The organism is Paraburkholderia ferrariae NBRC 106233 (genome assembly GCF_000685035.1).
Classification (GTDB): domain Bacteria; phylum Pseudomonadota; class Gammaproteobacteria; order Burkholderiales; family Burkholderiaceae; genus Paraburkholderia; species Paraburkholderia ferrariae.
On record NZ_BAYB01000004.1, the window covers coordinates 370535 to 389133 of the forward strand.

An 18599-nucleotide genomic window follows, 5' to 3' on the forward strand; every position below is an offset into this window, starting at 1 on the left:
GAGGTTGGGATTACGCTGCGAGCGGGCCGGATTGCCCGGTACTCACGCTGTCAGCGCTCGGGAAAGGCCATGCGGGCTGCGGGCTGGCTGCGACGGGCGCGTCTGGTGCATCGGGCGGGGTGTCGTTGATGTGTTCCGTGCCGTGACCGGCATCCGGCTCCGTGTCGGCGTCGTCGCCCTCCGGCGTTTCTTCCGTATCGGCTCCGCTGTCCGCACCGTCGGTCCCGTCCTCATCCTCGTCGTCGTCGCGGCTCGCCCATGAAGGTGCCGCAGGGATTTCCCGGTCGGTGAAGATTTCCGGCACCCAGGCGACTTTCGCGAGCCGCAGTTCGGCGGCTGCTGCGGCGTCGGCCTTCTTCATCCTGTCGAGGTCGGCTGCAGCCTTCGGCGACACGGCGGCAGCGACGACTTCGGCAATGCGCGCCTTGCTGACATGGTCGAAATACGTGGCGCGGGTGGGCGTCCAGTACCCGGTCATGTCGAGGTTCAGCGCACCTGCGAGCGCGTTGATCGCATGCGGCCTTTCTTCGCCTGCGATTCCGTCAAGCAGGGTGCCGGTGCAGAACGCGAGCAGATCGAGCAGCGTCGTGCCGGGGTCCTGCTGGATGAGCCAGGGCAGCAGGTCGGCCCGTTTCGCGGGCAGTTCCGCGATCCATCGCGCGCGTTGCGTCTCGATGGCGCTCCACGCGGGGCTGGTGTCTAGGTCGTCTGCGGCGCGCAGCAGTCCGTCGTGATTGTTCGTGCCGGTCAGGGCGAGGAAGTCACGCGCGGACGTGTGCCCGAAATGCTCGGGCAGCGCCTTCGGGACCAGGTGATGCAGCAGTGCGGCGAGCGCCACGGCGGGCTGCGCGGCGAGTTCCGCGCGCATCGCGGCGGTGCGGTGCGCGGTGAGGCGCTGGCAGAGCTTGGCGCTGTGGACCGGTTTGACCTTCGGGGCCGTTGCGGACACCGTGTCGTGTGCTTCGGCTTCGGGCGTGCCGGTGACATGCGCGCCTGCGGCTTCGAGCGCATCGGCGTTCTCGCGGCGCACGAGGCCGCGTTCGATGACGAGTTCGCCCTGCTGGCCGACGAGGACGAACGCACCGGCTTCGACCATCTGTTGCTCGTCCCATATCAGGGCAACACCTTCGAGTGCGATGAGGGCTACGCTGACGCGCTCGATTTCGTCGTTCAGGCGGTCGGCTTCCTCGTAGGCGTTTTCGTCATCCTCCGACAGCGCCTCCAGCTTCTCGGCCAGTTCGTCTTGCTGCGCGGTGAGCGCATCCATCTGCTGCTGCTCGTCGTCGGTGTAGGGGCGCAGGACCGGGCGCAGCCTGCCGTAACGGTTCAGTTCCAGAAAATCGCGCTCGACACGCGTTTCGATCCAGCCCCACCCTTCGGCGCGTACTTCTTCTGCGGCGGCGTCGAGCTTCTGTGCGACGAGGCGTTGCAACAGTTCGGCGTCAGCGATATAGCCTGCGTTTTCGTCGTCGCTGAACAGATCGCGGCGAACGTAGCCGCCTGCTGCTTCGTAGGAGGCAACGCCGACGAAGCGCACAAGCCGGCTGCGGCCCGCGTCGATCTCGGCACGTGTGATGGCCTGCCGCAGATAGTTGGGCTGGCGCTGCCAGTCGTTCGCGTCGAACCAGATGTGTTCCTGCGTTTCGTGATCGTCAGCGAGCGCGAGAGCCGCAAGCTGGTCGAGCGTGATCGCATCCTCGCGCAGCAGCGCGAGTAGCTTCGGTGATACGTTGGCGAGCTTCATGCGGCGCTTGACGGTGAGCGGCGACGCGGAGAACAACGCGGCGATGTAATCGACGCTGCGCCCTTCCTCCGCCAGCATCCGGTACGCACGCAGCACGTCGAACGGGTCGAGTCCTTCGCGTTCGCTGTTCTCGATCAGCGAAATGGCGAGGGCTTCTCCTTCGCTGACGATGCGCACCGGTACCGGATAGTCGGCAGCAATGTGCTTCTGTTCGAACAGCAGGTCGAGCGCGGCCTCGCGGCGCTGGCCCGCGCAGACACCATAGCGGCGCTGCCTGCCGCGTCCGCCCTTCATTTCGTGAACGACGAGATTCTGCAAAAGGCCCTTGGCGCGGATGCTGGTGGCAAGGGCTGGAATGCCGGACAGGGGTTGGGTGCGGGCGTTCAGTGGCGAGGGCCGCAGACTGCAATACGGCACGGTGATGACGGGCTGCTCGTTGCCGAAACTGGTTTCGAGCGGCGATGCGGTTTCGGGGGTTTCTACTACGGCGGTTTCAACTTGGGTTTGCATGACTGACTCCAGAAGGTTGGAAAGAAGGTTCCGGGTCGATGTTGCAGGACGCATCAGGACTTGACCCGGAGAGGAGTCCTGATCGAATGGAAAGGGGCGGCGCAGAGAGTCCGCCCCGAAGGTGCTTATGCCTTCATCTGGCGCATCGCTTCTGCGAGCATCCACAGCGCGCGGTTGAGCTTCACGTTCTGGTCAATGCCGGTGATGGGACGGGTGGACATGGAGCGTCCGCTGCGTGAGCGTCCATGCAGCCCGCCCTTGGTGAGGTTTTCCTGGACCCTTTGAAACACTGTCCAGAGGTCGTCCCGGCGGTCCTCGAAGCGGCGCGGGGCAAGCAGGCTGCTTTCGGTGATGGGGGCGGGCGCGTCGGCGTCGGTCGGGTCGTAGCGCAGCGCGAGCGCGGAGCGCGCGAACGCGTGCTGTTCGTCGCGCGCGAGCGTGAGGGCCTTCATGCCTTCCTTCTGCTCGCGGATCAGGTCGAAGCCGTCCAGTACGTCGAACGCGCCGTTGATGACGTTCTGCACGATGTTGCCCTTGTGGGGGACGCGGATATCGCGCACGGTGTCCCCTGCGACCATGCCGTTCTGGCAGACAAAGCGGTAGGCACCAGCGAGCATCTGATAGCTGCTCGTGCCATCGTGCGAGTTGAGCAGGATGATCTCGTTGGCTTCTTCGCCGGTGATCTCGTCGGCGTGCCGCATGCGGATCATGTGCTTGGTGAATTCGCGGCGGTCGTCATGACGCACGCGTGTCTGGCAGACCATGAACGGCTGGAAGCCTTCGTTGCGCAGGCCGCGCAGCACATCGATGGTGGGAATGTAGGTGTAGCGTTCGGAGCGGCTTTCGTGTTTGCCGTCCGCGAAGATCGAAGGGGCAACATGGCGGATCTGGTCGTCCGACAGCGGCGAGTCGGAGCGGAGCATCGGGGAACCGTAACGGAAGGAGGAAGCGAGTTGCATGGCACTCTCCACAGCAAAAAGGTTGAGGGGTGTTGCGCTGACCGGGCCCCAAGATTCCGCCCGCCTCGTAGGGGTTGGGCTCGTCCCGGTGGAACCCGGGGTTGGCAGTACTGCCGCCAGTCCCCTGAGTTCGCGCCCGTGCGACTCAAGGAGCCGATGGCCGCCCGGTGTCAAGGAAAAAGGCGAGGGAGGGGTGCGGGCAACACGGTCCCTCGCCCCTTGACACCGGGCGGCCATCGGCTACGGTCGAGGGTGTCGGGCGGGAACTCAGGGGGCAGGCGGCTGCGAAGCTCCGGGTTTGAGCGGGATGAGCCGCCGCGCGGCGAGCGCGATCGTGGGGGCCGTATGCGGCCTCCACCTGACCAGGTCTTTCAGGGGTTGAGGGGTTGAGGGGTTGAGGGGTTGAGGGGTTGAGGGTCTTGAGGGTTTTTGCGTCAAGGGATTGATGCCCGGCAGGGGCGAGACGCGGTCCGCGGCTCGACGCGAAGCGCGAAAGCCCTGGTCCCGGAGCGTTAGCGCAGGGAGGCGCCCTTTGCAGGAAGGATGATTCACGACAGGCTGCTGGCGATGACGGCCAGCGTATCAGTTGCCCGCATAACAACGTAAGGAGGCACTGGCTAACCGGGGGCGTGCGCAGTCTCGCCCATGAGATGTGGTGTGTGCGATATGACGATGAATGACCCATCCGCGGACGCGCTGGCTGGTGATGATGGGTTCGCTGACGTGCATTGGCGCCGCCCCCGGCGCGAAACGTCGGCGCAGGGGGCGCCCCTGATCATGACGGAAGCGGTGTCTGCCGCATTGCGCGGGCGCCGTCTGCCATGCGCGCGCTTGCTACAATGATGGCCCGGTCAAGCGATGACATAACGATGCCTGTGCAGCCTGAGACTGAATCAACGGACGATATCGCGGGAGGGAACAAACCCCGTCGCCTGACACTTGCCAGCGCGCTCGCGCAGCGGGAGCGAACGAGTGCGTTTATCGGCTCACGCATTCATGTGGATGCGTTCGAACTCGAGGTGGTGGAGATCGGGCCTTATACGGATCAGGACGGAAAGGTCGTGACGTTCCTTGCGCGCCCGGCGGGGGATGCCTGCGTGCGGCCGGGCGAGATACTCAAGACCGCCTGGGGCACCTGCAAGGTCGTAATCTGACGTTTCAGACCGGGGGGTGCGAGATGCTGGCCGCGTGGCCAGGGTGTGTGATGTCCGGCCCGGCACTCGCGATCCAGGCGTCGACCGGAGACCGACCAGATCGGGCCTCCCGCAGCCGGTCGCCGATGCCAGGAAATGCGCAACCGGCTGGTGGCCGGATTGGCGCTGGGCGCTGTATGACGCAGGGGCTCAGATGCTGCCTTCGCGCTCGATAACGAGAATACGGGCCTCGCCGCGCGGATGCGCGACGTGCTCGCAGCCCAGGCCGGCGAAAAAGACGTCACCGGCATGCAGGGTGGCGATCTGTTCCTCGCCCGCTTCGCGGTAATGCATGTCGACGGCTCCATCGAGAACGGCGAAGACCTCTTCGCCATCGTTCACATGCCATAGATACGGCTGGTCCGTCCAGTGCAGGCGCACGCTGATGCCCTGCATCGTCGCTATGTCGAGCGCACCCCATGCCCTGTCTGACGTGAACTCGCGACTGCGGATTATTTTCACGGGTTGGCTCCTGACTGAAAAGATCCTGTCCATCGTAACCTGTGCACAGGCCCGTGCAGGCGCGCGCCTCGATGCCCGACCCGATCGGGATGGCGGTCCTTGCTGCGGCCTACGGGCGCCGCGCGCCGGACGTGCCTGCGAGCTGTGAGGGCGGAAAGCCCAGTGCGTGCCGGAACATGGTGGAGAAGGCCGGCGCATTGGCATATCCAAGTTCGGCTGCGACCACATGCAGCGGAACGCCGCGGCCAATGAGGTCGATGGCGCGTGAGAGCCTGAGCTGCCGGCGCCAGATCGCGAAGCTGGTATTGAGTTCGCTCTGGAAAAGCCGGGCCAGCGTCCTGTCGCTTGCGCCCACGACGCGGGCCCAATCCTGGAGGGTGCGGTTTGAGCCCGGCTCCTCCATCATCGCCGCGCACAGCGCACGCAGGCGCCGCTCCGAGGGCAATGGCAGGCCCAGGGGCAGCGTGGGCGCTGCGCGAATTTCTTCGAGCAGCAACTGCATGGCGAGGGACCGGTGGCGGGGCGAAGTCTGCGTGCTATCTGCGAGCGATCCGGTGAGCACGCGCAGCAGGTCCGAAACTTCAATGACCGAGCACGCATCGGGCGGCAACGGCGATGCGCCCGGCTCGATATAGAGGGTGTGAAACTCGACGTGTCCGAGCATCACTACCTGGTGATCGATGCCGGGCGGAATCCACACCGCGCGTCAGAGCGGCACGATCCACATCATGCCGGGCGCACTGACGCGGATGCTCCCGAGCCGGGTGCAGGCGAGCTGGCCCCAGGTGTGCCGGTGCCACTCGATGATGCCGTCCGCGGGTGGCAGGCGCAGATGCGCCATGACCGGCTCCTTGGGGGCGGGCACTCTCTTGGGCTGCGGATCCCATGCATTGCGTCGTGGCATGTTTTCGTAAGAAGATGTCCGGCAGTCGAATCATCGCCATTGTACGACTGCCTATGATGAAAGCAGTTTCGCAGGCAGACGATGATGTGGAGACGACAGTGGGTGAACTGAAGGCAGCCAGGGTCGACGTAAAGCGGCCCGCGCGCAAACCCTGGCGCCGGTCGGTGCATGCGCGTTACGGGGAGCAGATCGGTACGGGCCTGCTGATCCTGTGGGTGGCGGCACTCATCCCGACGCGCTACGTACCGCTCATCCGGGGCTACCCGGTGGCCATGTCCCAGGCGGCGATCCTCGTGTTCTTCACGGTCTGTTCATGGGCGCTTGGGCTGCTGAAAGAGCCCGTGACCACACTGCTGTTTTTCCTCTTCGCGATGCTGTTCAGTGTCGAGCCGGCGCAGACCGTCTTCGCGGGGTTTTCGTCTCCCGCCTGGTGGCTGGTGTTCGGCGGCGCGATAACCGGCGTGGCGGTGCGCGTGACAGGGCTCGCGGGCCGTTTCAGCAATTTCCTGCTGGCCGCGAGGATCGACACATACGGCCACCATGTTGCCGCGGTCGCGCTGGGTGCCATCGCTCTGGCGTTCGTGATGCTATCGACGACGGGCCGGGTCCTGCTGCTCAAGCGCATATTTGCCAGTCAGCACACCGACGGTTCGAACCACGCACATGGCGCTTGGCGACGGCAAGATGGCGCTCGCGCTTGGTGACGTGCCTGCCACCGTTGACCCGGTGCTCGGTCAGGGTGCCAACATGGCTTCCCATGCAGCCTGGATTGTCGGCGAAGAGATCGTCCGCCAGGACGTGTTTGACGAGCGCTTTTGCGAGCACGTCAACATGCGGCGCCAGGATCGGGTGCTGAGCGCAACCCGCTGGACCAACTTCATGCTTACGAACCTCCGACTTCTTCCGGCGGAGTTGCAACAATTCATTTTCAACCTGTACCAGCATCGCGAGCTCGCAGACGAATTCACCGACAATTTCAATTATCCGGAACGTCAATGGGACTGCTTTTCCAGTCCGCAGCGGATGGCAGCATGGTGCGAACGACCGAAAGCGGGAGAGCAGAACGCGACGTCGGCTCCCATTGCGGCATAGAAGTGCGGTCTCAATGACCGCGTGTCGGGGATGTTCGCCACGTGGCGGTGGCGATCCTGTCTGAGCAGAAGAGTGACAAGCATGTAGGACTACAAATGGATTTGATGGAAGAGCAACCTACCCAAGCGGAGATCGATGCGCGAACAAAGTTCCGTAGGGCGGTGTCCCTATTTGCCATCGGCATCGCCGTTGTCACAGTCGAAGGTGAGCAGGTGGGCAGCGTGCATGGCATGACGATAAACAGTTTCACATCAATCAGCCTGGACCCGCCGACGCTCATGATCTCGCTGAAGCCGGGCCGGACCCATCGCCTCATAAGCGAACACGGGCGCTACGGCGTAAGCATCCTGCATGACGGGCAGGAAGGGAAATCGGCCCAGTTCAGCGGTCGACCGTCTGCGGATCTGATGCCGGAGTTCGAAGTTCGCAGCCACGTACCGATGCTCCGCTCAAGCCTGGCCAGGTTCGCCTGCGAAGTCACCGGGAGGGTGGCCTCGGCGCAAGTGTCTGGACAAATGATCTCTCCGCGGCTCTGTCACTGACCGACTCCATCGAGGCAGGAACGGTCTGGATCAATACCCACAATATGGTCGATCCAAACCTGCCGTTTGGCGGATCCAAGAGTTCGGGTATTGGTTGGGAGCATGGTGCCGCGGCGATTGATGCCTACACAACGCCGAAGTCCATCTCTATCGCGTATTGAAAGCAGGGAGGCGGGCACCTAACCTGTGCCCGAGTAGTAACAGCATAAAAGTCAAAAAAAGATCCAAGGAGACAGAAGGTAATCTTTCCAACAGTCAGGTTTTCGATAGGTAAAACTGTCTATTCATTAGCAATACTTATGATGTCATATAATGCCGCCAACGCACAGAGCGTTCTGACGACGCCAACCACGCAGGATGACAGTCATTGGTGGATTCGTGCCGGGGCTGCCTGGATTGCGTTCAATGCGAACGCCGATCTGAAGGCTGGTGGCTAGCCCGTACCAGGCGCGAATGCAGACGTGAAGAACAATGCGGCATTTCTCACGGAACTTGGCTACCGAATTACGCCAGGCGTGTCTTTGGGACTCACCGTGGGCGTGCCGTCTACAACGACATTGACGGGGACAGGAACCGTGGCGAGCCCAGGGACCATCGGGAAAGTGAAGTACGCCCCGGCCACATTGACGCTTCAGTACGAGTTCCAGGGGCTTGCGCGCTACAACCTTTATCCATACATCGGCGCCGGCGTGACATATCTGAAGATATTCAACACGACGGACGGCTCCGTCACCGATTTTCAGGCACGCAACGCGTGGGGTGGACTGGGGCAGGTCGGCCTCGAGTACCGGATAACGAAACACATCGGGGTCTTCGTCGACGTGAAGAAATTCATCGCGCGCACCAGTGCAACGGGGTATCTCGGCCCGGCGCCTGTTGATGCGGCAGTCCGTCTTGATCCCCTCGTCACCCAGGCTGGCATCGCATTTCGCTTCTAGACGCGCTCTATCGGTCGATACCGAACAGTTCGACGGGATGCCCTGGAGGGTGGGGACTTCCAGTCGGGCGATAAAACTTTTCAACGTGCCGCACTTGCCTTCGCGAAAAGCGGGAGCCGGAGAGAGGTCTGGGACTTGCTCCGTGATCACGGTCGGGCGGCCTTTTTGCGGATCTATCGAGCGCGGCCCCAGACAGCATGGATTTAAGTTTAGTTTGCGTCAGCACGGGGAAGCAGAATGGCAACTGGCAGAGAAGTGATGCCTCTATTCGCGAAAGAGTTGGCCGATGGTCGCTCGAAACCAGCTCAAGGATGGGTCGCGAGAATAGCGTTCGTGCCAATGTTGCATGACCCGGTAAGTGGGCACCGCGAACGGCAGTTCAATCAATTTGATCGGCGTGTTCTCGGCGACGATACGTGCAAATCGCTCCGGGACGATCGCGAGATATTCGGTGCTTGCGATATTCGAGACGACGCCCAGAAAATTCGGGATACGCAGCCCGACCTTCCGTCTGATGTTGTTGCGCTCCAGCGTTTCCTCAACAATTACGTGCCCTGTTCCCTGCGTGGCAACAATCAGATGCGATTCACGCTCGAACTCTTCGAGCGTGACGCTGTTTTCGCGAAGGCGCGGGTGGTCGCGATTTACGATGCAGACGAATCTATCGGTAAAGAGTTGCTGTTGATACATGCCTGCATCCAGCTGCGACAAAAAGCCTATCGCAAGATCGATTTCACCTGCCTCCAGTTGGTGAGCTGTGTGTTCGGAGGTGTAACTGAGATCAATGCGAACACTGGGTGCAACTTCCCGAAGATGAGCAAGCAGGCGCGGCATCATCACCCGCTGACCTATGTCCGTCATACATAACCCGAACATACGATTCGACGTAAGCGGATCGAAGGTGGTGCGATGCAATAAAGTGAGCTTCAACGCTGACATGGCCTCGCGAATGGGACCCACTATGTCGTCGGCAAGACGCGTCGGCTGCATTCCTTCAGAAGTTCGGACAAACAGCGGGTCGTTGTAGTGCCTCCGGAATTTGGCAAGCGCCATGCTTACCGCCGATTGCCCCAGATCCAGGTTCTCCGCGGCCCGCGAAACGCTGGCCGTTCGATAGACCTCGTCAAACACCATCAAGCTCTTCAGGTCGAGATTGTCCACCTCTGTCTCCTTTATCAATTTGTTTGACGATGCCTATCAATTGTTACATATAGATTGATGGTCCGCGAGTCCCTAGAATCGACAACGTTGTGAAGGCTCACCGAACCTGGGGGCGTTCAGACGCATTCATGTACTTGCAGATAAGTCGGAGGAGACATGGCATCAGGACAGCAACATTCGCTGCCCATCCTTATTTCGGGCGGTGGCATTGGTGGATTCGCAGCGGCACTTGCCCTGAGCAAGGCCGGTTTCAAAGTTCGGCTTTTCGAGCGCGCCGAGGAGATCAAAGAGATCGGGGCGGGCATTCAGATCGGGCCCAATGCCTTCCACGTTTTCGAACGACTTGGCGTCACGGATGCGGTCCGTGCCAAGGCGGCGATGCCACAACGGCTGGTGATGATGGACGGAATCTCGGGTGAGCAGGTTGTGTCGATTCCCCTCGACGACCAGTTCCTCAACCGGTTTACCTACCCCTATGCACTAATTCACCGTGCCGATCTTCATCGGATTCTTCTGGACGCCTGCCTGCGCTCGGATCTGATCGAAGTGTCGACGAACGTGAAAGTGAACGGCTTCACTGACCACGGCGACAGCGTTGTATTGCAGACGACGGATGGCGACGTCAGGGGGCGTGCGCTGATCGGCGCTGATGGACTCTGGTCGACCGTACGGAGCCAGATCGTCGGAGACGGTGGTCCACGAGTGTCCGGGCATATCGCATATCGCGCGGTTCTTCCAATCAGCGAAGTGCCGGAGGATTTGCGCTCCAACACGATGACGCTCTGGGCCGGGGCGAAGACTCACCTCGTTCACTACCCGCTGCGCGGCGGAGAGTTGTTTAATCTCGTCGCCGTATTCCACAGCGACCGATACGTGGAAGGTTGGGACGCTGTGGGCGACGCGGAAGAGTTGCATCTTCGCTTTCGTGACGCAGTGCCCACCGTGAAGACCCTGCTCGAAAAAATCCAGACGTGGCGCATGTGGGTGCTGTGCGATCGTGATCCGGTGAAGAACTGGTCGAAGGGCAACGTGACGCTTCTGGGCGACGCCGCCCACCCGATGCTGCAATACATGGCACAGGGCGCCTGCATGGCCATGGAAGACGCCGTCGTGCTTGCGGACGAGATTGCCCATGCCAACGACGATCTCGCGACCGCGTTCGTGCGATATCAGGAACGGCGCTATCTGCGCACGGGCAAGGTCCAGATGAGCGCGCGATTATATGGCGAGTTCTATCACGCGAATGGCGTGAATCGCGAGTTGCGGAATCAGTTCCTGCAGTCACGCTCCCTCGATCAGACGCTGGATGGTATGGCATGGCTCTATGACGCCAGTGCTATCCGCCCGACTTCGCAGCTTCGAGGCGAGAGCCTCGTGACCACAAACTAAGGTTGGACTACCTGACCAGATCACCACGCGTCACGTGTGCCACTAGAAATACTGCTGGGATAAAACATGAAGATCTGCCGCTTTAATGAAAACCGCCTTGGTCTTGTAGAAGGCGATGTAGTCAGGGACGTAACGGAAGCTCTCCAGGTCCTTCCTTCGGCTCATTATCCGTTTCCTGAACATGATGTACTGATCGCGAATCTGGAGCAGGTTCGACACGCAGCATTGGAGATAGCGCCGCGCGCGCGGTCGATTCCGCTCTCTGAGGTTGCGCTGTTGAGTCCGGTCGCAAACCCTGGAAAGATTGTCGCAGCCCCGGTGAACTACCAGAAGCACCTGAAAGAAGTGCTCGGCGATGCGAATCTGCATCATGACAACCAGATTAACCATATCCAGCGCGCGGGCCTGTTTCTGAAAGCGACGAGCTCGCTCGTCGGTGCATCCCAAGGCGTTGCGCTGCGCAAGCTCGATCGTCGCAACGATCACGAAGTCGAACTCGCCGTCGTCATCGGGAAAACAGCCGCGAACGTGTCGAAGGAAGATGCACTCAAGTACGTTGCCGGCTATTGCATCGGTCTGGATATCACGATTCGGGGCCCGGAAGAGCGCAGCTTCCGCAAATCTCCGGATTCGTACACGGTATTGGGACCGTGGCTCGTCACGAGCGACGAGCTTCCGGACCCGGGCAATCTCGGATTCTCCATTGCGGTCAACGGGGAGATCCGTCAGCAATCCAACACCAGTGAGCTGATTCTCGGTGTGCCGGAACTGATCGAATTTGCTTCCTCTTTCTATACCCTGTACCCCGGCGACGTGATCATTACCGGTACGCCCGAAGGTGTTGCGTCGATTCGGCCGGGTGACAGCATGTTTGCCGAGTTCGATGCCATTGGCTCGATGCGCGTAGATGTTCGAAGCAGCGGGATCGGGGCTTGACCATGCAGACACCCGATATTCAACTGGCCAGGGACACGGACGATCCGAAACGCCTGGCGCTATACGGGCGACTCAACGAACAGAATTCGGCGCCCTTGTGGGCTGTGATGGCCCAGCTCGTGACGCCCGAGCCGAGGCCGCGCAGCGTTGCACATAAGTGGGACTACCTGGATATGCGCAAGCTGCTCCTTGAGGCAGGAGAGCTGATTACCGCGAAGGAGGCGGAGCGCCGGGTTCTGGTGCTCGAGAACCCGGGCATCCGTGGGATGTCACAGATCACCCAGAGCCTGTATGCCGGCCTTCAGCTGATCCTGCCGGGCGAAGTGGCACCAAGCCATCGACACGCCGCGGCCGCCCTGCGTCTGATTATCGAAGGTCAGGGCGGATATACAGCAGTTAGCGGCGAACGCATCCCGATGTCCCCGGGTGACTTTATCGTGACGCCCTCCTGGACCTTCCATGACCATGGCAATCTCGGCGAGGACCCCGTCATCTGGCTTGATGGCCTTGACGTCCCAATCGTCAACCTCTTTGACGCGAGTTTCGCCGAAGCCTATCCCTCCGGCGAGACACAGCAGGTCGAACGGTCCGCGGGAGACGCACTTGCCCGCTACGGTTCGAACATGCTGCCGATCGAGTACGTCCCGGAGGGCAGTTCCTCCCCGGTTTTTCATTACCCGTACTCGAGGGTGAAGGAAGCGTTCCGACAACTGGCGTGCGGTGGTGTGGATGACTGTCACGGTATCAAGCTCCAGTACACCAATCCCACGACGGGCGGATATCCGATGCCGACGATGGGTGCGTTCATTCAGCAGTTGCCAGTCCGATTCAATGGCCGACCGTACCGGTGTACCGATGCCACGGTTTATTGCGTGCGAGAAGGGCAGGGTACAAGCACGATAAACGGTGAGCTTATCGAATGGAACGTGGGTGACGTATTCGTTGCGCCGTCGTGGAGCGTGACTTCACACCGGACGACCGAGCACGCAGTCCTTTTCAGCTTCTCTGACCGGCCCGCGCAAAAGGCACTTGGACTTTGGCGCGAGCAACGGCTTGACGACTGAGCGTCACCGCGCTCCGGGGCCGTGCTGAACCTTGGCGCGGAAATTCGGACATCGCGAATGTCACGGTAGTTGCCCTTGATGATGGGCCGGTGGCATGCGCGGAGTTCAACTCTGGAGTACAGAATAAATCAGGATTGACCCCACGATGTGCTGGCGTGCCGTAAGCGCCGTGCAGAGCATTTCGAATGTTCGCCATAAGAGCGACAGCAAGTGAGGAGACGAAGTATGTTTGCAATGAATGCGTGGTACGTGGCTGGGTGGGATCATGAGATTGGCCGTCAGCTCACGCCGAAGAAGGTATGCGGCATTTCTATTGTCGTCTACAGAAAACTGGATGGCTCCGCAGCGGCGCTCGAGGATGCCTGTTGGCATCGCTTGCTGCCCCTGTCACTTGGAACACTGAATGGTGATGCTGTCACGTGCGGCTACCACGGATTGGTGTTTGCAGCTGACGGCCGTTGCATCCAGATGCCATCACAGGAGACCCTGAACCCATCGGCCTGCGTGCGGTCTTTTCCCGTCGTCGAGCGACATCGGTTTGTCTGGGTCTGGATGGGCGACCCACAGCTGGCGGACGAAGCGCTCGTTCCTAACCTGTTCCAGAATGACAGCCCCGATTGGGCCGGTGACGGTGGGACGACACCTCTTCAATGCGATTATCGTCTGCTGATCGACAATCTCATGGATCTTACCCACGAGACCTTCGTCCATCACGGCAGTATCGGTAATCGCGCCGTTGCTGAAGCGCCCTTTACCGTTTCCCGTACAGAACACACTGTCGAGGTGACGCGCTGGATGGTCAACATCGAGCCGCCCCCCTTCTTCAAAAAGCAACTTGGAAAGGAGGGGCCGGTAGACCGGTGGCAACACATCACATTTCATGCTCCTGGCACCGTCACGATTGACGTCGGTGTCGCGCCGACGGGCACGGGCGCGCCTGAGGGCGATCGTAGCCGGGGCATCACGGGCTTCGTGATTCATGTGAGCACGCCGGAGACCGAGACCTCATGCGTCTACTACTGGGCAATCGTACGGAACTACAAGCTCAGCAGCCAGCGCCTCACGACAGAGTGGCGCGAGGCGGTACGCTCAATTTTTGCTGAAGATAAGGCGATTCTCGAAGCACAGCAGGGCGCGGTGTCGCGCTATCCCGATCGAGAATTCTATCCGCTTAACGTCGATGGCGGAGCCATACTGGCGCGCCGTTACATCGACCGGCTTGTGGAACGTGAGCGGCAGGGAAGGACCGGCAAAAATCCGGTCATTCCCATTGTCTCTATCGGTTCGCAAGCAGCGGAGTAGCGACATGAAATACGTACAAGCTGTGTATGTCACTCGCGTCGAGCAGGTATGTGACGACGTCCGTCTTATCGAGCTCGACTTCAGGGCGCCTCTTGCATTCCAGCCGGGAAGCCACGTTGATGTTCTTTGTCAACTGGAATCGGGTACCCAGTCGAGGTCCTATTCGCTGATCGGCACGCAGAATGGTGGATCGAAGGGGCTCATCGCAGTGCGACGCGTGGAAGCGTCGCGGGGCGGTTCGGCTTTCATGTGGCGCCTGCGCGAAGGCGATGCGCTCCGGATTGACGGTCCGCATAACGCGTTTCCGCTGTCGACGCACGCGGTACCGCGGATCCTCGTGGCGGGCGGTATCGGCATTACTCCTATCGTAGGGATGGTCGAGCAGTTGCTGACTGCCCGCGCGGAGTTTCGTCTTGTTTATGCTGGCCGGAATCGCAAATCCATGCCGTTTCTCAACCAGTTAGAGACGCGTCTGGGTCGTGCAATAGAGATTTATGACGCCAGCCTGGATGAGGTCGTTTCCTTCGAAAATCTGCTGGACGGATTGGATCGCGACGCAGAGATGTACGTCTGCGGCCCTGTCGGTATGTTGACCGCGGCGAGGAATGCATGGGTTGCTGATGGTCGACGAAGCGCCGATCTGCGGTTCGAGTCATTTGCCAATGGTGGCGCATATCCAAATCGCCCGTTCACGCTAAAGGTGCCCCGGCTCGGAATAGAGGTCGGCGTCGGCGCAGACGAGACCGTGCTTGATGCGCTGGAAGCTGCCGGCGCCGACCCGCTTTTCAATTGCAGAAAGGGCGAGTGCGGGTTGTGTGCTGTACAGGTTGTCCAATCCACGGGCGAAATCGATCACCGTGATGTGTTCCTGTCCGATGAGCAAAAGCGGGCAGGCGTAAAGATGTGCGCCTGTGTGTCGCGGGTCAATGGGGGAAGCCTCACCGTAGACCTTCCTTAAGCCGTTTGACGTATCTCTCGACTGACGCGTCAGCCGGTTCGAAGCTGATTAACAAAAAGAGCGGCTCGCAGCCGCACGGAGACAAATATGAGTACATCATCGGCCTCAATACAGGTGCACGAGGTCATAGACGCCCGACCGCTGAGTCGCCTGCAGTTTTATGCCATATCGCTTTGTATATTAACGGCGGTTCTGGACGGCTTCGATACACAGATCATTGGTATGTTGGCCCCGGTCATTTCGCGGGGGATCGGAGTGCCCGTTACCCATTTTGGTCCAGTATTCAGTGCCGGGCTGCTTGGTATGCTTCTCGGGGCAGTCTCGCTTGGCCCCCTTGCCGATCGATTTGGCCGCAAGACGATGATCGTTCTTTCGACCGTGCTTTTTGGAGCACTTTCGATCGCGACCGCGTATGTCGAAACGTATGATCAGCTCCTGATATTGCGCTTCCTCACTGGAGTCGGATTGGGTGGGGCACTTCCTAATGCGATTTCGTTGGCGTCGGAATACGCCCCGCGGCGGCATAGCCGAACCATTGTCGCCACCCTGATGTGCGGTATGCCGTTAGGTGCGGTGCTGGGTGGCGTGATCAGCGCGACACTGATCCCCATTCACGGCTGGCAGTCTGTATTCATCGTCGGTGGTTCATTGCCTCTTGCGGTCGCTTTACTATCTCTCACCCTAATGCCAGAGTCGCCTCGCTTTCTCGTGTTACGCGGGGGCAAACAGCGACAACTGGGCGCAATTGTTCGGCGAATAGCACCGGACCTGGACCCGTCTCTGGTGCGCTACGCGCCGGAGGATGCCGCGGCCCGCGTGCCGCTGCGCGACCTGTTCGCACGTGAGCACGCTGTCCAGACGTTGCTGCTCTGGATACCCTATTTTATGAACCTTGTCGTACTGTATTTCATCGTAAGCTGGATGCCGGCCGTACTGTCCTCGGCTCAGCACTCCGTTTCTGCAGGAATCCGTTCCGTGGCGCTGTTCAGTCTGGGCGGTGTCGTGGGCTGTCTGCTGCAGGGTCCGTTGATGAACCGGTTCGGTACGCGAAGGGTACTCATCTCGGAGCTCGTTGCATATATGCTGCTTGCCGTGACGCTGGCAAGCTCGGCAGGCAATGCTCACACGGTCGTCGTCGTGAGCGTCCTGATGGGCGTGGCTGTACAGGGTGTCCAGGCGGGACTGAACGCGCTAGCCGCCGAGATATATCCGATCCACATGAGGGCTACGGGCGTCGGATGCGCCGTCGGCATTGGGCGCATCGGTTCTATCTGCGGTCCGCTGATCGGCGGAATTCTCCTTGAACTGCATTGGAGCGTCAGCGAAGTGTTCCTTGCAGGCATTGTCCCGGCGGTCGTCGCGGCAGTTGCTGTTGCGCTGCGTAGAAGCGCCCGGCGTGAATAGAGTCTGAGCTCAGCAAGCGAACTGAACGGCACTCGAGTAGCCCAAATATAGGGCTGTTCAATTATTATAAAATTCGGAGATCTAATGAAACAATACATCATCGCAGGTTTGGCAGTCTGCACGGCGACGCCGGCATTGGCGCAAAGTAGCGTCACCCTCTACGGGATTATTGATACAGGGGTCGAATATGTTACGCACGCAAATGCCAAGGGAGATTCAATTGTTCGAATGCCTGGTGTTACGGGTTCACTCCCATCGCGCTGGGGTTTGCGTGGAGCGGAAGATCTTGGGGGCGGCCTTCAGGCTCTCTTCGTGCTGGAAAACGGATTCAACCCGCGTGGAGGGGATCTGGGACAAGGCGGGCGCCTGTTCGGAAGACAGGCCTGGGTTGGAATCAAATCATCTACGTGGGGGACGCTCTCCTTCGGCCGGCAATATTCGATGGCGTACTGGGGAATCCAGGAATCTGACATTCTCGGCCCAAACATCTATGCAATAGCATCGTTTGATGCATACCTGCCTAATGCGCGTAGCGACAACGCAGTTGTCTATCAGAGTGCTACCTATTACGGGCTGAGCTTCGGCGCGACCTATTCTTTTGGCAGGGACTCCGCCGGAACCGGGAACGCTCCAGGGCAGGGTACTTGCGCGGGTAGTGTTGCGGGCCAGTTTACTGCGTGCAGGCAATGGAGCGCCCGTTTGAAATACGATGGAGGTAATTTCGGCGCATCGGCTGTCTACGATGAACAGAGAGGTGGCGCGAACGCGACTGCGAGCTTTTTCGATGGTGTGGCGGCGGTACCGATCACGGCAAGCGGTGATAAGGACGCGCGCATCGAAGCGAACGGTTGGGCAAAGATCGGACCGGCGAGACTGGGTGCGGGATGGATCGCCCGGACGGTAACGGGGCCCGGCGTTGAGGGCGTCCGTGCGAACCTCTTTTACGCCGGGGCAAGTATTCAGGCCACACCAGCGGTTATCGTTGATGGCGAGATGTACCGCATGATCGTGTCCCAGCACGATACCCGCGGCACCTTGGGGACGCTGCGCCTTACCTATCTGCTATCAAAAAGCACTGCCGTATACGCGCAAGGCGCTTACCTCGATAACAGCGCCAGGGCGCAGTTTACCGTTAGCTCGGGCGGCGGAGGCACGACGCCGGCGGCGGGCGACGGTCAGTTCGGGGCCATGGTAGGGATCAGACACAGCTTCTAAGGCACGCAACGCTCCGTGACCGGGACGCGCGGGGATACTGCGCCCCGGTTCGCTCACGTCCTTTCGACTGAAATCTGTAAAGCACCGCATGATGAACAAATTCACCGTACATACGGGTCTGGTTGTACCTCTCGATCGGGAGAACGTGGACACGGACGCGATCATTCCGAAGCAATTCATGAAGTCGATCAGGCGGACGGGATATGGCCCACACGCATTCGATCAATGGCGCTATCTCGACCACGGCGAGCCGGGGATGGACAATTCAACACGTCCCCTGAATCAGGAATTCATACTCAACCAACCCCGTTATCAGGGCGCATCGATCCTGTTGACGCGGCGCAACTTCGGCTGCGGGAGCTCCCGTGAGCATGCGCCCTGGGCGTTGGAGCAGTTCGGCTTCCGGGCATTAATCGGACCGGGCTTCGCGGAGATCTTTTACAACAATTGCTTTAAGAACGGGTTATTGCCGATCGTGCTGCCGGAAGAGCAGGTGACACATCTGTTCGAGCAGACGCGCTCAAACTGCGGGTTTCAGTTGACCATTGATCTGGAACGGCAGCGCATAACTACGTCGGGTGGTGACGAGCACTCGTTCGAGGTCGAAGCGTTCAGGAAATATTGCCTGCTCAACGGCTACGACGACATCGCGCTCACTTTGCGTCACGCCGACCTGATTCGAAGTTTCGAGAAAAAGCGGATAGAGAGCCAACCGTGGCTCGCCAGACACCTGACATCTCCACTGATCGGAAAATGACCTGCGACTGGACAGTCGGGGATGCGTCTCAGATCCTGAAGCACTTCTACTGAATGGATTTCATCACGC

19 protein-coding genes and 1 pseudogene are annotated in these 18599 nt (G+C 60.3%); 14 read left to right on the forward strand and 6 right to left on the reverse strand.

Features of this window, described 5'->3' with window-relative positions; all coding sequences use genetic code 11:
* Positions 1-10: 10 nt before the first annotated feature.
* Both BFE01S_RS05285 and BFE01S_RS05290 read right to left on the reverse strand, forming a co-directional pair.
* On the reverse strand, positions 11-2254 hold the full coding sequence (locus tag BFE01S_RS05285) for a ParB/Srx family N-terminal domain-containing protein (protein WP_028197548.1): 2244 nt from the start codon (positions 2252-2254) through the stop codon (positions 11-13).
* A gap of 125 nt (positions 2255-2379) precedes the next feature.
* The gene (locus tag BFE01S_RS05290; protein WP_028197549.1) at positions 2380-3213 is read right to left on the reverse strand and encodes a DUF932 domain-containing protein; all 834 of its coding nucleotides are present in this window, start codon (positions 3211-3213) and stop codon (positions 2380-2382) included.
* An 869-nt stretch (positions 3214-4082) separates the two neighbouring features.
* Here BFE01S_RS05290 and BFE01S_RS05295 point away from each other — a divergent pair.
* A complete protein-coding gene (locus BFE01S_RS05295) occupies positions 4083-4367 on the forward strand; it encodes a hypothetical protein (RefSeq protein ID WP_028197550.1) in 285 nt (94 codons plus the stop codon).
* A gap of 189 nt (positions 4368-4556) precedes the next feature.
* Here BFE01S_RS05295 and BFE01S_RS05300 read toward each other — a convergent pair whose 3' ends face one another.
* The 3 genes from BFE01S_RS05300 to BFE01S_RS46210 all read right to left on the reverse strand — a co-directional run bounded on the left by BFE01S_RS05300 (position 4557) and on the right by BFE01S_RS46210 (position 5709).
* Positions 4557-4868: a cupin domain-containing protein gene (locus BFE01S_RS05300; protein WP_028197551.1), complete on the reverse strand. Its 312-nt coding sequence runs from the start codon at positions 4866-4868 to the stop codon at positions 4557-4559.
* A gap of 109 nt (positions 4869-4977) precedes the next feature.
* Positions 4978-5568, reverse strand: a complete 591-nt coding sequence (locus BFE01S_RS37520; protein WP_244144085.1) for a helix-turn-helix domain-containing protein — start codon at positions 5566-5568, stop codon at positions 4978-4980.
* Positions 5569-5574: 6 nt separating this feature from the next.
* Positions 5575-5709 carry a cupin domain-containing protein gene (locus tag BFE01S_RS46210; protein WP_255246794.1) on the reverse strand — a complete coding sequence of 45 codons (135 nt, stop codon included), beginning with the start codon at positions 5707-5709 and terminating at the stop codon, positions 5575-5577.
* Between the two features lie 116 nt (positions 5710-5825).
* Here BFE01S_RS46210 and BFE01S_RS37525 point away from each other — a divergent pair, with 116 nt between their 5' ends.
* From BFE01S_RS37525 to BFE01S_RS42290, 5 genes and pseudogenes are all read left to right on the forward strand, one after another.
* Complete coding sequence (locus tag BFE01S_RS37525; protein WP_028197552.1) at positions 5826-6476, forward strand: transporter permease; 651 nt, start codon at positions 5826-5828, stop codon at positions 6474-6476.
* Positions 6436-6864, forward strand: a complete 429-nt coding sequence (locus BFE01S_RS05315) for a hypothetical protein (protein WP_028197553.1) — start codon at positions 6436-6438, stop codon at positions 6862-6864. The genes BFE01S_RS37525 and BFE01S_RS05315 overlap by 41 nt, the downstream gene beginning before the upstream one ends.
* A gap of 95 nt (positions 6865-6959) precedes the next feature.
* Positions 6960-7406 carry a flavin reductase family protein gene (locus BFE01S_RS45660; protein ID WP_052660761.1) on the forward strand — a complete coding sequence of 149 codons (447 nt, stop codon included), beginning with the start codon at positions 6960-6962 and terminating at the stop codon, positions 7404-7406.
* Entirely contained in the window at positions 7403-7567 is a 165-nt protein-coding gene (locus tag BFE01S_RS45665) for an aldehyde dehydrogenase family protein (RefSeq protein ID WP_322787812.1), read from the forward strand. The genes BFE01S_RS45660 and BFE01S_RS45665 overlap by 4 nt, the downstream gene beginning before the upstream one ends.
* 297 nt (positions 7568-7864) lie before the next feature.
* Positions 7865-8344: pseudogene (locus BFE01S_RS42290) on the forward strand (OmpW/AlkL family protein); the annotation flags it as partial.
* 264 nt (positions 8345-8608) lie between these two features.
* On the opposite strand, the gene BFE01S_RS05330 reads toward BFE01S_RS42290, so the two are convergent.
* Positions 8609-9505, reverse strand: a complete 897-nt coding sequence (locus tag BFE01S_RS05330; protein ID WP_028197554.1) for a LysR family transcriptional regulator — start codon at positions 9503-9505, stop codon at positions 8609-8611.
* 156 nt (positions 9506-9661) lie between these two features.
* Here BFE01S_RS05330 and BFE01S_RS37540 point away from each other — a divergent pair, with 156 nt between their 5' ends.
* The 8 genes from BFE01S_RS37540 to leuD all read left to right on the forward strand — a co-directional run bounded on the left by BFE01S_RS37540 (position 9662) and on the right by leuD (position 18530).
* Entirely contained in the window at positions 9662-10894 is a 1233-nt protein-coding gene (locus tag BFE01S_RS37540) for a 3-hydroxybenzoate 6-monooxygenase (RefSeq protein WP_042337236.1), read from the forward strand.
* Positions 10895-10960: 66 nt separating this feature from the next.
* Complete coding sequence (locus tag BFE01S_RS05340) at positions 10961-11830, forward strand: fumarylacetoacetate hydrolase family protein (protein WP_028197555.1); 870 nt, start codon at positions 10961-10963, stop codon at positions 11828-11830.
* Between the two features lie 2 nt (positions 11831-11832).
* Positions 11833-12894 carry a gentisate 1,2-dioxygenase gene (gene gtdA, locus BFE01S_RS05345; protein ID WP_028224620.1) on the forward strand — a complete coding sequence of 354 codons (1062 nt, stop codon included), beginning with the start codon at positions 11833-11835 and terminating at the stop codon, positions 12892-12894.
* A gap of 225 nt (positions 12895-13119) precedes the next feature.
* Positions 13120-14196: an aromatic ring-hydroxylating dioxygenase subunit alpha gene (locus BFE01S_RS05350; protein ID WP_042275460.1), complete on the forward strand. Its 1077-nt coding sequence runs from the start codon at positions 13120-13122 to the stop codon at positions 14194-14196.
* A gap of 4 nt (positions 14197-14200) precedes the next feature.
* Positions 14201-15154 (forward strand): PDR/VanB family oxidoreductase, encoded by a 954-nt coding sequence (locus BFE01S_RS05355; protein ID WP_042275464.1) that lies wholly within the window; start codon positions 14201-14203, stop codon positions 15152-15154.
* Between the two features lie 87 nt (positions 15155-15241).
* Positions 15242-16558 carry an MFS transporter gene (locus tag BFE01S_RS05360; protein ID WP_028197559.1) on the forward strand — a complete coding sequence of 439 codons (1317 nt, stop codon included), beginning with the start codon at positions 15242-15244 and terminating at the stop codon, positions 16556-16558.
* A gap of 84 nt (positions 16559-16642) precedes the next feature.
* Complete coding sequence (locus BFE01S_RS05365) at positions 16643-17773, forward strand: porin (protein ID WP_028197560.1); 1131 nt, start codon at positions 16643-16645, stop codon at positions 17771-17773.
* A gap of 91 nt (positions 17774-17864) precedes the next feature.
* On the forward strand, positions 17865-18530 hold the full coding sequence (gene leuD / locus BFE01S_RS05370) for a 3-isopropylmalate dehydratase small subunit (protein WP_028197561.1): 666 nt from the start codon (positions 17865-17867) through the stop codon (positions 18528-18530).
* The last annotated feature ends 69 nt before the right edge of the window (positions 18531-18599 follow it).